At 62.9% G+C, this 12,952-nt stretch carries 14 protein-coding genes, 2 tRNA genes and 1 pseudogene; 9 read left to right on the top strand and 8 right to left on the bottom strand.

Annotated features, from left to right (window positions below):
- Both VN856_RS15115 and VN856_RS15110 read right to left on the bottom strand, forming a co-directional pair.
- On the bottom strand, positions 1-1,033 hold a 1,033-nt coding region (locus VN856_RS15115), incomplete at its 3' end, for a HAMP domain-containing sensor histidine kinase (protein WP_325690390.1).
- A 6-nt stretch (positions 1,034-1,039) separates the two neighbouring features.
- The gene (locus VN856_RS15110; protein ID WP_325690388.1) at positions 1,040-1,756 is read right to left on the bottom strand and encodes a response regulator transcription factor; all 717 of its coding nucleotides are present in this window, start codon (positions 1,754-1,756) and stop codon (positions 1,040-1,042) included.
- A gap of 128 nt (positions 1,757-1,884) precedes the next feature.
- On the opposite strand from VN856_RS15110, the gene VN856_RS15105 reads away from it, so the two are divergent.
- Complete coding sequence (locus VN856_RS15105) at positions 1,885-2,628, top strand: hypothetical protein (protein ID WP_325690386.1); 744 nt, start codon at positions 1,885-1,887, stop codon at positions 2,626-2,628.
- 73 nt (positions 2,629-2,701) lie between these two features.
- On the opposite strand, the gene VN856_RS15100 is transcribed toward VN856_RS15105, so the two are convergent.
- The 3 genes from VN856_RS15100 to VN856_RS15090 all read right to left on the bottom strand — a co-directional run bounded on the left by VN856_RS15100 (position 2,702) and on the right by VN856_RS15090 (position 3,838).
- Positions 2,702-3,109 carry an HNH endonuclease gene (locus tag VN856_RS15100; RefSeq protein ID WP_325690384.1) on the bottom strand — a complete coding sequence of 136 codons (408 nt, stop codon included), beginning with the start codon at positions 3,107-3,109 and terminating at the stop codon, positions 2,702-2,704.
- Positions 3,110-3,141: 32 nt separating this feature from the next.
- Positions 3,142-3,217 (bottom strand) — tRNA-Thr (locus VN856_RS15095).
- A gap of 321 nt (positions 3,218-3,538) precedes the next feature.
- A complete protein-coding gene (locus VN856_RS15090; protein WP_325690382.1) occupies positions 3,539-3,838 on the bottom strand; it encodes a hypothetical protein in 300 nt (99 codons plus the stop codon).
- A 952-nt stretch (positions 3,839-4,790) separates the two neighbouring features.
- On the opposite strand from VN856_RS15090, the gene VN856_RS15085 reads away from it, so the two are divergent.
- From VN856_RS15085 to VN856_RS15070, 4 genes and pseudogenes are all read left to right on the top strand, one after another.
- Positions 4,791-4,976, top strand: coding sequence for a hypothetical protein (locus tag VN856_RS15085; RefSeq protein WP_325690380.1), 186 nt, complete (start codon positions 4,791-4,793; stop codon positions 4,974-4,976).
- Between the two features lie 224 nt (positions 4,977-5,200).
- A complete protein-coding gene (locus tag VN856_RS15080) occupies positions 5,201-6,328 on the top strand; it encodes an NDMA-dependent alcohol dehydrogenase (RefSeq protein WP_325690378.1) in 1,128 nt (375 codons plus the stop codon).
- 67 nt (positions 6,329-6,395) lie between these two features.
- Positions 6,396-6,554: pseudogene (locus VN856_RS15075) on the top strand (cytochrome P450); the annotation flags it as partial.
- Positions 6,549-6,610 (top strand) — tRNA-Pro (locus tag VN856_RS15070). The pseudogene VN856_RS15075 and the gene VN856_RS15070, both read left to right, overlap by 6 nt.
- A 50-nt stretch (positions 6,611-6,660) precedes the next feature.
- Here VN856_RS15070 and VN856_RS15065 read toward each other — a convergent pair.
- Positions 6,661-7,413: an SDR family oxidoreductase gene (locus VN856_RS15065; protein WP_325690376.1), complete on the bottom strand. Its 753-nt coding sequence runs from the start codon at positions 7,411-7,413 to the stop codon at positions 6,661-6,663.
- Positions 7,414-7,496: 83 nt separating this feature from the next.
- Between VN856_RS15065 and VN856_RS15060 the strand changes: the two genes are divergently transcribed.
- The 4 genes from VN856_RS15060 (at position 7,497) to VN856_RS15045 (ending at position 11,892) form a co-directional block, all read left to right on the top strand.
- Positions 7,497-8,099, top strand: a complete 603-nt coding sequence (locus VN856_RS15060) for a TetR/AcrR family transcriptional regulator (protein WP_325690374.1) — start codon at positions 7,497-7,499, stop codon at positions 8,097-8,099.
- A 124-nt stretch (positions 8,100-8,223) separates the two neighbouring features.
- Positions 8,224-9,357: a phosphotransferase gene (locus VN856_RS15055; RefSeq protein ID WP_325690372.1), complete on the top strand. Its 1,134-nt coding sequence runs from the start codon at positions 8,224-8,226 to the stop codon at positions 9,355-9,357.
- An 11-nt stretch (positions 9,358-9,368) separates the two neighbouring features.
- Positions 9,369-10,115: an MBL fold metallo-hydrolase gene (locus VN856_RS15050; RefSeq protein WP_325690370.1), complete on the top strand. Its 747-nt coding sequence runs from the start codon at positions 9,369-9,371 to the stop codon at positions 10,113-10,115.
- Between the two features lie 274 nt (positions 10,116-10,389).
- Positions 10,390-11,892 carry an LCP family protein gene (locus VN856_RS15045; protein WP_325690368.1) on the top strand — a complete coding sequence of 501 codons (1,503 nt, stop codon included), beginning with the start codon at positions 10,390-10,392 and terminating at the stop codon, positions 11,890-11,892.
- A gap of 1 nt (position 11,893) precedes the next feature.
- Here VN856_RS15045 and VN856_RS15040 read toward each other — a convergent pair whose 3' ends face one another.
- The gene (locus VN856_RS15040; RefSeq protein ID WP_325690366.1) at positions 11,894-12,760 is read right to left on the bottom strand and encodes an alpha/beta fold hydrolase; all 867 of its coding nucleotides are present in this window, start codon (positions 12,758-12,760) and stop codon (positions 11,894-11,896) included.
- The coding region (locus VN856_RS15035) for an SDR family oxidoreductase (protein ID WP_325690365.1) at positions 12,757-12,952 on the bottom strand (196 nt) is incomplete at its 5' end. The genes VN856_RS15040 and VN856_RS15035, both read right to left, overlap by 4 nt.

Genomic DNA, 12,952 nt, shown 5'->3' with positions numbered 1-12,952 from the left:
CGTCGATGGTGATCGTTCGATTGGGCGACACCGCCCGCGCGTCGTGGACCGCATCAGTAGCCAGCGCCAGCAGATCCACCAGTTTGCGTTCGAGCGGGCGTTGGGCGTCCAGCCGGGCCAGCAGCAGCAGGTCATCGATGAGCAGGCCCATCCGGCGGGACTCGCTTTCGATCCGCGACATCACCATCTCCATGTCGCGTGCGGCGCCCTGTCGGTACAACTCGGCGAAACCGCGCATGGTGGTCAACGGTGTGCGCAGTTCGTGGCTGGCGTCGGTGATGAAGCGACGCATCCGGTTCTCGGAGCTAAGTGCCTTTTGCGCTGAGGCTTCTGATGACGCCAACGCCTGCTGAATCTGAGCAAGCATCCCGTTGAGCGCCGCGGAAAGCCGGCCGACCTCGGTTCGCGAATCACGTTCGGGGATACGGCGATCCAGCTGACCGGCGGCAATCGCGGCGGCGGTCTGTTCGACCTCCGTCAACGGCCGCAGACTTCGGTTCACCACCCATGAGCCGGCCAATGCGAGGATCAGCAGGACAGCCACCCCGATGCCCAGTTGCAACCAGGCCAGCGAACGGACCGTGTGCTGGATCTCGGACAGGTCATAGGCCACGGTGACCAATCGATTGGGCCCGTGCACCGACACCACTCGCCATTGCACACCGGATTTGTCGACCGATCCGACGGTCGTCGGCTCGGGCCCAACATCGTTGTTGGCCGGCAAGATGGGTTCGGCGCGCCGGTCGTTGATGACGATCCGACCTTTCCCGTCCGAAGTCACGCTGCGCACATAGAAATTCGAGGGCGGCCGGTCAAGGTTGGCCCCGTGTGGCACCTTCAGCGCGCCTTTCGGGGCCTGCGCCCAGCCACGAGATGCCTCCTCCAGCGTCTGGTCGGCCCGCTGGATCAGGTGCTGGCGCAGGATCGAGGTCACTGCGATGCCCGACGCTGTCAGGCCGCACGCGACCAGCAGCAGAGTGGCGGCGACGAGCGCAACGCGCAGCGGCAGTTCTACCCGAAATTGGCGCGGCATCGGCGGTTAGCGAGGCTCCCGCAGCACGTAGCCGACTCCACGCAGCGTGTGAAGGAGACGCTTCTCACCGGTGTCGACCTTGCGACGCAGATAGGACACATAGGACTCGACCACGTTGACATCGCCGCCAAAGTCGTAGCGCCACACGTGGTCCAGGATCTTCGGTTTACTCAGCACGGTGCCTGCGTTGATCACGAAATAGCGCAGCAGCGTGAACTCGGTGGGCGACAACGAAACGGGCTCGCCGGCCTTCCAGACTTCATGGGTGTCCTCGTCGATTTCGATGTCGGCAAAGGTCAATCGTGCCTTGTTGTTCTCGGCGACGCCTTTTCCGGTGCGGCGCAGGATAACTCGCAACCTGGCGACAACCTCTTCCAGGCTGAACGGCTTGGTGACGTAGTCGTCGCCGCCGAGGGTCAGCCCGGCGATCTTGTCCTGCAACGAATCACGGGCGGTAAGGAACAACGCGGGCGCATCGATGCCGTCGGCGCGTAGCCGGCGCAGCACTCCGAAGCCGTCCATGCCGGGCATCATCACGTCGAGGATGACCGCGTCCGGCTTGACTTCGCGGGCCAGATCGAGCGCCGATCCGCCATTAGTCGCCGTGTAGACCTCGAAGCCCTGAAATTTCAGGCTGACCGATAGCAGCTCGACAATGTTGTCTTCGTCGTCGACGACGAGAACCCGTGCCTCTGGTGCTGCTTCTTGCATTGCTGCGGACATGGAGCTAATTCCCTCGCACTTAGCTAAAAGAACCCTGGAAGCTGGCTGTGCTGGGCCTGAGAGTTCAGTGCCAGGCTGATGCCGGCCAATGACCACGGGATATGGCCCAGCCTGAATAGACTCGTGGGATGAATCTCGGCAAGAGTCTGGTAAGCCTCGCCACCGCGCCGGTGCGAGTCGGACTGGCCGCCGCCGACGCAGGTGTGGGCCTTGCGACCTCAGCGCTCGGGATGGCACACCGAACCCTGGGCGAGACCGGCACGACGAGCGGATCCAACGCGGTCGCGCACATGCTGGGCATCGACGACGCGATCACCCGGGCCAACCGGCTGGCCCGGTTGCTGGACGACGACGCGCCACTCGGGCGCGCCATTGCCAACAACGGGCCGGTCGATCGCTTGCTGCGTCCGGGCGGAGTCGTCGACATGCTCACCGCAGAGGGCGGCCTGCTCGACCGGCTGACCGCCGAGGGAGGCGGGCTCGAGCGCGCGCTGAAGCCCGGCGGGCTGGTGGACCAACTGACCGCCGACGACGGGCTGATCGAGCGAGTGCTCGCCGAAGACGGGCTGGCGGATCGGCTGCTTTCCGAAGGCGGTCTGATCGACACGCTGACCGCCCGCAACGGGCCGCTCGAGCAGCTGGCCGCGGTCGCCGACACCTTGAGTCGGCTCGCGCCCGGGATGGAGGCGCTGGAGCCGGCCATCGCCACGCTGCAGGACGCTGTCATGTCGCTGACTTTGGTGGTCAACCCGCTGAGCAGCATCGCCGAGCGGATTCCACTGCCCGGCCGCCGTCCGGGCCGGCGTTCACCGACCCGCACGGTGCGCTCACAGCGAGTTATCGACCACGAGAACTCGGCCCACGACGAGTGAGCCGTTAGGCTGGCCGGGTTAAAAACGGCCCTCCTTAGCCGAACGTTCTCTGGAAACTCAGTTGGTTGGAGGGTCAATACGACTGGCCGCGCGCATACCGCTGTCGCCGGTAGTAGCGACCGCTGCCGCGGTTCCTGGCCTTATACGTTGGTAGCTGGCTGTCACAGTTGGGACAAATGAGGCGGAGATTCTCACGACGGTTATCGCTTGCGTCTCCATTTATGTGGTCGAGGATCAGCGCCAGGGTCACGCCATTCCACTTGTCGTCGGCGCCGCAGATCGCGCAGCAACTGCGCTGCTGCTCATAGAGGTAGTCCCGGATGTAGTGCCCTTGGTACGACGTGCGACCACAGATTCCGTTGTCGAGCCAGGCCTCTAACAGCAAGCGTCGGCGATGTGACTGTTGGCATGCATTGGTGCAGAACACCTTTGGCCGGCGGCCCACGCAATCGACTCCGCACCCGAGACAACTACCTGACACAAGACGACGCTATCCCTCAATACCGACAGGAATGGAGCCGCGTGAGAGACTCGAACTCTCGACATCCGCTTTACAAGAGCGACGCTCTACCAACTGAGCTAACGCGGCCGGGGCCGGCTCGATGAGCCATTGGGGATTCTACGACGGGCTGATGTCGTCCAAGCTACGCGCCGACTGAAGCCGGCGAAGGTGCGAGCCGTCGCTGTCGGGTCGTCCTGTCGGGGACAGGTCGCGGAAGGGCGCTTGGTAAGCGAGCGGTCGTCAGTTCACCACACCCACAATCGCATTGAGCAGCGACATTACCTCGGAGGCATATCGCCGGACTGATGGCGCTCACCCACTTCGGCATCAGAGTCACCGCTGAGCGTTTGAATAGCCGAAGCATCCATACCACAGCCCCCCTTTTAGAGCAGACAACCGCCAGGGACGTCAGGCGTCGTCGATCCAGTGCTCGTTGGCCTTCAGGAAGGTCAGGATCGCGGTGCCGACCGAGATGGCCACCGACAGCCAATGGTGTGCTGTAGTGGGCAGGAAGTCCATCAGTGGGGTGAGTTCGTTGAGTGCCAACAGGACGGCACCGAGGACGGTGATCAACGCCTTGTAGTAGCCCTTGAGCTTGTCGAGGAACGTGACAGCGCCCGTCCGCTCGTCGACTACCTGTACCGGCGGAACTTCCGGGCCGTGCACGTCGGAGTTGGGCGGCGTCTGGATGCGACGTTTGGTGGTCATGGCAGAGGTCGCCCCCTTCGATTGAAGCTGAGAGTCCCCGCATTCACCCCTCGGTTACTGGGTGAGGTCGAAGAAATCTGCTGGCCGACACCGAGTCGCACCCGCGTCCCCAATGGCGGGCGGCGCGATGATCACACCGGGCGCCGCCGTCGCGACGGCCAACAGGACAGGGCAACGCCGCATATCTCGGCTGGCGCATGTCATCGGCCAGGAGCTATTCGATATAGAAGAAAACCGCCGCGTCGTTTCCGCCCCGACAAATGACTGCGTCGCCTTCCCGCAGACAGGTCATCGTGTAGTTCTGATTCGTTACGGGGCTCCAGGCGTCGATCACCCACGACGAGGCCCCTGAGGCCGCCCCCTTTGGGTCGGCGATCTGCCACTGGTCGGCGACATTCTGGGCGAACGGGCACGACGTATTGCTATTGACGTATAAACCACCACCGCAGTCGCCAGTAAATTCTCCGCCTGGAGGCGAATGTCGCCGGGGCGGGTGGACCTGATACATGACAACAACCTCCTACTGGCACCCGTTCTCAATAATGTTCTGGCACAAGAGTTCTCAATAATGGTTCCCGGAGCCGTGCTGGCGGGCAAGGGTTCGGTCCACTCAGCGGACCGAGATGAATACCTGCGGAGGTATGCTGGGCCGCCTTAGAAGCGAGCGGTCGTCAGTTCAATCCTGATAGGGGGCACTGCATGAAGGAGTGCTCATGATCTGTCGCCGTTTCGTGTGGGCGCTCGCCGCTGTGTCGGTGGCGATCATCATCCCGGTGCCGGCTCACGCCGATCCATCGGTGCCGCCGGGTCAACCGGTGAAGTGCGTGAGCAACACCCAAAAAGGCAAGCAGGTCCTCGTTCCCTGCGATCTGCTCAACGCCGGCGCCAACTTTCCGCCGGGGTACCGTTGCCCTCCTCCGCTGGATCAGTACCCGAAAGATGTGGCCGACTGGTGTGGCGAAGGGCCGGGCCTTGGAGCCACGCCCCCGGGCGCTGCACCTCCAACGACTCCGACCAGCCCTACGACGCCAATAAGTCCAACGAGCCCGACGACCCCAACGACACCGACGAGTCCGACGAGTCCGACGAGTCCGACGAGCTCCACTACTTCTACGACTCCCACGACACCGGCCAGTAGCCGGTGAGGGCGCGTTCCATGAAGCGGTCCACCTGAGGCGGCATGCCAGAGCGCTCGCCTGGTAAGCGAGCGGGCACGGACTGGGTTGCTTTCGAATGAATCTGGGCTTATGAGCCCAGCATTTGCTCGGCCGATTGACGTTGATCTGCTGTACTGTTGTCGCAACTGTAAGTTCCACAGGAACAGTGGGAGATCACCTTGACTGCGTTGAGCGAAGCCACTCAGTGATAACCAAGGGAGCTCTGGTCTGGGACTTCAATCAGCCATGGTCGGTCGAGGAAATCGATATCGGCGATCCGCGCAAGGGCGAGGTAAAGGTCCAGCTCGAAGCCGCGGGACTGTGTCATTCCGATCATCACGTGGTGAGCGGCGACATCCCGATGGCATCGTTCCCCATGCTCGGCGGCCACGAAGGCGCCGGCATCGTCGTCGAGGTTGGCGAAGGTGTCGATGGACTTGCTGTAGGTGACCACGTCGCAGCGTCGTTCATACCGTCGTGTGGCAAGTGCCCGTCGTGCCGCGCAGGCGAGACCAATCTGTGCGACGTCGGGATGGGCCTGATGGCGGGAACAGCTGTCTCCGACGGCACCTTTCGCGTCCAGACCAGGGGCCAGAATGTCTACCCGTATGCGTTGCTGGGTACTTTCGCGCCGTACGTGGTGGTTCATCAGACTTCACTGGTGAAGATCGACCCCGCGATACCCTTTGAGGTTGCGGCGCTCGTCAGCTGCGGTGTGACAACGGGATTCGGATCGGCAACGCGAGCGGCTGAGGTTCGACCTGGTGACGATGTTGTTGTCGTCGGCATAGGCGGCGTGGGTACAGCAGCTGTACTGGGCGCGGTGCATTGCGGTGCGCATCGGATCTTCGCCGTCGACCCCGTCGAATGGAAGCGCGATCAGGCAGTCAAATTCGGTGCCACGCACGCTTATCCTGACATCGACACCGCACTCATGGCGGTCGCAGAAGTCACTGGCGGCCGGATGGCTCGCAAAGTGATCGTCACCGTCGGTAGGTCCGACGGCGCGGACCTCGACAAGTACGTCTCCGTCACCGCCAAGGGCGGAACGTGCGTCATCACGGCGATGGGCAGCGTGGTGGAAACCGATGCGACCTTCAACCTGTCACTGTTCGCGCTGCTGCAGAAAAGATTGCAAGGCACCATATTCGGGGGCGGCAACCCCCAACACGACATCCCGTTGCTCCTGTCGATGTACCAGTCCGGCAGGCTCAACCTCGACGACATGATCACCCGCCGCTACCGCCTCGAACAGATCAACGAGGGCTACTCAGATATGTTGGAGGGGCGCAATATCCGGGGTGTCATCTATTACACCGACGCCGACAGGTAGAGCGTGGGTGGACTCATTCGTGCAATCGATTATCGATCCGCAGAAATAAGGGCGGCCTGACGTCGATCTGACCGACGGCGCTTTCTACGCAGGTGATTCGCGGTCGGTCTACAAGTGGATGCGGGTCAACGAACCGGTCTTTCGCGACCGCAACAGCTTGGCCGCTGCAGCGACCTATCGGGCCGTGAACGACGCCGAGCGGGCACCCGAACTGTTCTCCAGCTCAGTGGTAGAGCACTCGCCTTGGTAAGCGAGCGGTCGTCAGTTCAATCCTGACAGGGGGCTCTCGCGTCCAACGTAATGGCTAGTCGGCGCAACCTCTTCTCTCCAGATCAGTCTGGGATGGCGACGCTCATTCCTCCGTCGACCATCCAGACCGCGCCGACCGCATAGCTCGCGAGGTCCGATGCGAGGAAGGCCGCGATATGCGCGATCTCAGTAGGGTCGGCCGCCCGGTTGATGGGTGCGCCTTTTCCGTGCTCCACAAGATCGTCTGGATCACCGAGGATGTTGGTTACAACGTCGCCGACACCGATCGCGTTAACCCGGATTCCGTTATCGATGCCCTCCAAGGCCGCAGTTCGAGTCAGCTGTGCGAGTGCGCCTTTGGATGCGGCGTAGGCAGAGATGGTCTTGAAAGTTTGAAAACACGCGTAGGAACCGATGTTGACAATGGAGCCACTGTGGTGGGGAATCATCGCGCGCATCGCTTCGCGAGTGTGAAGGAACGCTCCGGTGGCATTGGTGCCGATGATGTGGTTCCAGTCCTCGAGTGTTGTTTCGACGACAGGCTTGTTGATGATCGTGCCAGCGTTGTTGACGAGAATATCGAGGTTGCCAAACCGGCTGTGGGCCAGATCTACCGCGTCCTTCGCCGTTTGCTCTTGTGCAACGTCGCCAACTAACGACGCCACTGTGTCGCTGCTGCCGAACAGGTTGTCAACGCCGGGGTCGATATCCTCCGCGACCACCGAAACGCCGTATTCGTTCAGTTGTCGAGTAATCGCCAGACCGATGCCGCTGGCCGCACCGGTCACGATCGCAACCTTGCCGCGCAGATTTTCACTCAAACGATCGACGCTCATCGCGCCTCCTAAGGATTAGCTACATTCGACGAACGCAACGCTACGTAGCGTAGCGTTGTGCGTCAATGGAAGGAGGGCCAGATTTGCGAACGAAGTCGAATGGCGCTCAGCGCAGCGCACCGAAGCGGGGGGTTGAAACAACTGCCCTGATTCTGCGATCCGCTCTCAAACTCGGCACCGAGATCGGTTTCGACGCGTTGACCGTAGAACTGCTGGCCGAGCGCACCGGGATTGCCAAGACGACGATCTATCGACGTTGGCCGAATATCTCAACCGTGGTGATGGACGCATTTCTGGCCGAAGTCGACCGGGCTGCGCCGATCGTTGATCTTGCCACGGCGCGCGAAAGTTTGACCGTCTCAATGAAGTCCCTGGCCCGACTATACCGGGGGCCCTATGGCAGCACATTGCGCGTGTTGATCGGACGGGCACAGGTCGATGGTGAGCTGCGGAGCGCCGTAATGACGCGCTGGGTGGAGCCGAGGCGGGCCGTGGCTCGCTCCATCGTCCGCCAAGGCATTGTGAGCAAGGAAATCCGCGGCGGACTTGACCCCGACCTGATCCTCGACGCGCTCTACGGGCCGATCTACCATCGGCTGCTGGTTCCCTACGAGAACATCGAGCTTTCCGACTCGTACATAGAGAACCTGGTCAACACTATTTTCACCGGTGTGGCACCTGCGTGACGTTCAGCTATCACGCCTTCACGCGCCCTGCGGGTCTGGGTAGTCGAGTGTGACACTGCCACAGAAAAACCGCAGGCTGTAGCGCCTACTTTACAGATAGTCGACTTTTTGTAACGATGCAGCAGTGAGTAAGGTCGCACCGGTTCTCGGCCTGGCGGCGCACCTGGGTCGCGGCATCCAGCGAGTCGCGACCGATGCCGTCATCGGTCGCCTGCGCTCATTGCCGCGATCGATCAACGAGCTTGACGCCCAAGCACTCTCGACGATCATGGCGCGACGGGTCACATCGGTGTCGGTACTCGGCGGCGACGCCGGGACGTCGTCGCGAGCCCGGCTGACACTGACCGGCGACGACGTCCCCGCCTCGGTGTTCGTGAAGATGCCCGCCGAGACCGTCGCCACCCGGCTGATGGGTGAACTGGGCCGGCTCGCGCACACCGAAGTCATGTTCTATCGCGAGTTGGCGCCACAACTGACCGGATTGCCCACCTCATACGGGTCGGCGTTCGACCCGCTGACCGGTCGCTTCGTGCTCATCCTCGAGGACCTCGCGGTGGATCCTTGCGTATTCCCCGACACCCTGCATCCGCTGGACAAAGCTCAGGCCAGCGCTATCGTCGAGCTGCTCGCGCGGCTGCACGCGACATTCTGGGAACGCCTGCCCGCCAACGGGAGTCGCGGTCCGCTCGGATGGGTGTACTCCGCGTCGGGCGACCACACCTCGTTGCTGACCGGACCGCTGCTGAACACGTCGGCCCGTCGGCTGTCCGAGCGAACCGACATCGGAGTCGAAGACGGTCGCTTCATCATCGACAACTACCGGCTGGTCGCGGAAATCATTGACCGACAACCGAACACCGTGACCCACGGCGACGCGCATCCCGGCAACGTCTACTTCCGCAATGGCGAGGCCGGATTGCTCGACTGGCAGGCGGTTCGCCGCGGACACCCCGGACGGGAATTGGCCTACACACTGATCACCGGTATGACCACCGCCGACCGCCAAGCCCACGAACGCGACCTTCTCGCCGCCTACCGGCATGCCCTGGCCGCTGCCGGCGGCCCCGAACTCGCTGCCGATGAGCTCTGGTTGCGCTACCGGCAGGGCGCGCTGTATGCCTACGTCGCACCCCTGATAACTGCCGGAATGGGCGGCATGCAGGACGAAAGCATTGCGCTGGAAGGCGTTCGACGCGGAGTGGCCGCACTGACCGATCTGGAGACCGTCGCTGCACTGAAACAGTCCCTGGCGTCGTAGATTCTCTAACCATGCGGATGACGGTTCTCGGCAGCGGTGGATGGATTCCCACCAGCTCCCGTCAGACGAGCTGCTATCTGGTTACCTCTGGGACCGAGGCATTGGTATTGGATGCCGGAACCGGTTTAGGCGCATTGCATATCGACCCGTCCCTTCTCGACGGCATCGAGACAGTGATCTTGGCGCTCAGCCACTTTCACCTCGATCATGTGACCGGCCTCGGGTTCGTCAGTACGCGTGCGCTGGGCGGCCGGGAACTCACGATCGCCGGACCGGGTTCGATGGCGTACGGCCGGCCCACCCGCTCGATCGTGGAAGATCAGCTTCTCGCCTCCCCGTTCCAGACGACCTCGCCGCTGGTATCGGCGCGCTGGGCAGAGCTGGGCTGGGACACCTTGAGCTTCGCCGGCCACGAAATCCAGACGTGGGAGCAAACCCGCCACCCCTTGCCGTCGGCCGGCTTCCGCGTCGGAGACCGTCTCGCCTATTGCACCGACACCGAGTTCGATCCGGAGACCGTCCGACGCGTGGCGGGTGTGACCACGTTGCTCCACGAGGCGTGGGAACCCACCCACGCCGAGCGCGGCCATACCTCCGGTGATGAGGTCGGCATCATCGCCCTTGAAGCCGGTGTGTCACGCCTCCTGATCACCCACAACCATCCCCTGCCGGGTGTGCCCGAGCGCACCGCCGCGGCGGCGCAGACCCGCTTCGGCGGCGCAATATCGGCCCGGGACGGGGCCATTCTGGAGCTTTAGCGGCACGATTTGGCCACAATCGACGGTCCGGCCTAACGTCGCCCAGAGGGCAATAGCCGCAGTTGATCGGCTGTTTTGACGTATGCGTCAAATCTTGGCGGTTACCTGGCTCACAACACGATCCTCAGCAAGCTGTCGCATACTAGACGACAAGTACCAATCGTTGCCGCGCGCGCACTTCATCCCGGGTCAGGCGCGAACCCCGAATAAAGCCGAGATTGTGGTGGGAGACCTGCAGCGATCCAGCGCTAAGCATCGCCATCGGGCGGCGTCGATGAAAACGCGACGCCGCGGGTGGTTGCATGCCACCGGGGCGGTGGTCGCGGTGGTCGCACTGCTGGCCACCGGATCGGGCTACTGGATGGCGCACGGCATGCTGAGCGGAATCACCGTCTCGCAGGCACTCGGGTCCCAAGACCCCAAGTCCAGCGGCGGCGGGATGAACATCCTGCTGATCGGACTCGATTCCCGGAAAGACCAGAACGGCGACGACCTGCCCTGGAGCCTGCTGAAGCACCTGCATGCCGGCGACTCCGATGACGGCGGCTACAACACCAACACCTTGATCCTGGCCCACGTCGGCGAGGACGACCGGGTATCGGCGTTCTCCATCCCCCGTGACGACTGGGTGTCGTTCAACGGCGTGCCCGGCTATAACCACATCAAGATCAAAGAGGCCTACGGGCTCACCAAGCAGTACGTCGAGCAAAAAATGATCGACAAGGGTCTGAGCGATCAGAAAGAGCTCGAGACCAAGGGCCGCGAAGCCGCCCGCGCTGCGACATTGAAGGCAGTTCGGAAGCTGACCGGGGTGCCGATCGATTACTTCGCCGAGGTCAACCTGGCCGGCTTCTACGACTTGGCCAAGAGCCTCGGCGGCGTCGATGTCTGCCTCAAGCATGCTGTCTATGACGAGTACTCCGGCGCCGACTTCCCGGCGGGGCCCCAGACGCTGGATGCCGAGCAGGCGCTGGCATTCGTGCGGCAGCGCCACGGCCTGGAAAACGGCGACCTGGACCGGACCCACCGTCAGCAGGCCTTCCTATCGTCGGTGATGCACCAGCTTCAGGACGCGGGCACCTTCACCAACCTCGGCAAGTTGAAGGGCCTGATGGCGGTGGCACGTAAGGACGTGGTGCTGTCGTCGGGCTGGGATGAGGACATGTTCCGCAAGATGGGTGCGCTGGCCGGTGGTTCGATCGAATACCGGACGCTGCCCGTGGTGCGCTACGACAACATCAACGGTCAAGACGTCAATATCATCGACCCCGCGGCGATCCAGGCCGAAGTGTCCGCCGCCTTCGGGACTTCATCGGCGTCCACGACCACGACCACCTTGGGCGTCCCTAATCCGTCGACGGTCGTCGACGTGGTGAACGCCAGCAGCGTCGGCGGTCTGGCCACCAAGGTCGCGCGCACGCTCAAGCACGGGGGCTATACCACCGGCGCGGTACGCGACCGGGTTCGCGGTGAACCCAGCTCCACCACAATCGAATACGCGCCCGGTGCTGACTCGGACGCACACGAGGTGGCTAGCCTGCTGGGCATCGACGCACCCGACAAGCCGAACCACTCACTGCAGTACGGACACATCGAGGTCGTCGTCGACGACAACTTCTCGGTGCCAGCCCAGGACGAATCCAGTACTGAATCCACCACGCCGTCAACCATTTACGGCAGTTACGGGTGGAAGTCCAGCGTGACCACGGATACCACCGAGCCGACCCCTGACCGGGGTGCACCGATCGGCGGCGGTGGCGTGCCCTGCGTCAACTGATCTACTTGCGCAGCAGGAAAGCGAGCACTGCGCTTTCGAATGCCTCTTTCGCCTCGATCATCGTCCAGTGGCCGCAGTTCGGGAACACGTGCAACTCGGCATTGGGAATGGTGCGCATCGGGAGCAGCGCCATATCCAGTGGACTGACGCGGTCGTCGCGGCCCCAGGTGATCAACGTCGGCGCCTGGACCCGGTGCATTACCGCCCACGGTTGCGGACCTTTGGATGACTCCATGGCCTTCATCATCTGAGTGAACGCTTCCTTGCTGTACATCCGCCGCGCGCCGGCCAGCGTCTGCGGATCGGTGGCGTGGTTCCAGCGTTCCTCGATGAGTTCCTCGGTCACCGTTGCCGGGTCGTAGACCATCGAATGCAGCCATCGGATCAGTCCCTCGCGGCTGGGCTCCTCGGTGAACTCTTGTAGCACCCGGATGCCTTCCGGGGGACCGGGAGTCAGGATATTGCGGCCGATACCGCCGATGGTCACCAACCTGCGCACCCGTTCGGGGTGAGCGATGGCGAAGTTGATCGCCACGCCGCCGCCCATCGAGTTGCCAACGATATCAACCGTTTCCAGGCCTAGGGCGTCGACGAAGCGCACCACCGCGTCCAGCGCGGTGATCATCGGGTGGCCGCCGAAATCGTCACTGACACCGAACCCGGGAAACTCCAGAACCAAACAACGGAAGAACTCGGCGAACGTGCCCAGCACACCACGGAAGTTCCGCCATCCTGTGACCCCTGGGCCGGATCCGTGTAGCAGTAACAACGACGGACCGTCGGTAGGACCGGCTTCGTGGTAGCGCAGAACGCCGGCGTCAGTGGTTGTTTCACGAAGCGTGCTTTCGTAAGTGAAATCGGCTGTCACGCGTGTGTTCCGCCGTCGATGCGGATTTCGGTGCCGGTGATGAACGCGCCGTCATCGGAGACCAGCATCGCGATCACCCCGGCCACCGCCGACGGGGCAGCCATGCCGGCACCGCTGGATTCCTCGGTGGTCGGCATGATCGGCATCAACCTGGTGAACAAGTTCCAGTCCGCGTCTTGCGGAATGTATCCG

Source organism: Mycobacterium sp., assembly GCF_035603715.1.
Taxonomy (GTDB): domain Bacteria; phylum Actinomycetota; class Actinomycetes; order Mycobacteriales; family Mycobacteriaceae; genus Mycobacterium.
The sequence above is the reverse complement of the archived record's forward strand: the minus strand, read 5'-3'. Positions and strand labels throughout refer to the sequence as shown.